Origin of the sequence: Dubosiella newyorkensis, assembly GCF_001945605.1 — a bacterium.
Lineage (GTDB): Bacteria > Bacillota_I > Bacilli_A > Erysipelotrichales > Erysipelotrichaceae > Dubosiella > Dubosiella newyorkensis.
The window spans coordinates 1-654 of record NZ_MPKA01000134.1 but is presented as its reverse complement, the minus strand read 5'-3'; the positions used below and the strand labels follow the sequence as shown (position 1 = coordinate 654).

Here is a 654-nt window from a genome sequence, read left to right as displayed (position 1 = left end):
TGGCCGTGAGCCTGGGAATCGAAGCCGCCAAGAAGAGGAACAGCACCTACTTCATCAAATGCCACGACCTCATCCAGCAGCTGAGAAAAGCCAACGAAGAAAATCGGCTGGAAAACCGTTTGAAGAATTACAGCCGGTACAAGCTGCTGATTATCGACGAAATCGGGTATCTGCCGATCACAAAAGAAGAGTCGAAACTGTTCTTTCAGCTGATCGACAAACGATACGAACAGAAAAGCACGATACTGACAACCAATATCGGCTTTGGCGAATGGGACGAGATATTTCAGGACCCCGTTATGGCCAATGCGATCCTGGACAGGATCCTGCATCATGCGCATGTCGTGTCCATTACCGGAAAGTCTTACCGTATGAAAGACCATATCAAGAAGAAGCCGCACACCGAACAGGAATAAAGCAATTGGTCAAAATCGAAAGAAGGATCGAAAAGATCCTTCAGTATCTTTCAAACAAAATTGAGCATTTTTATCTCATCGAATTTGTACATTTTTAACTTGACATCTACAAGCGGCATCGGCACAAACGATAAAGCGGCTGAACCCGAAATCCTTCTCCAGCGTCTTCTCAAGCTCGCGCATCGAAAAAGATTCGTTGCGGTTTCCTTCAAAACAGATATCGGCAATCGGTATTCCT

General features: G+C 45.6%; 1 protein-coding gene. It reads left to right on the top strand.

Annotation, left to right across the window (positions count from 1 at the left end; all coding sequences use genetic code 11):
* Positions 1-416: ATP-binding protein (locus BO225_RS11305; RefSeq protein WP_158023842.1), on the top strand; the 416-nt coding region annotated here is incomplete at its 5' end.
* Positions 417-654 lie beyond the last annotated feature (238 nt).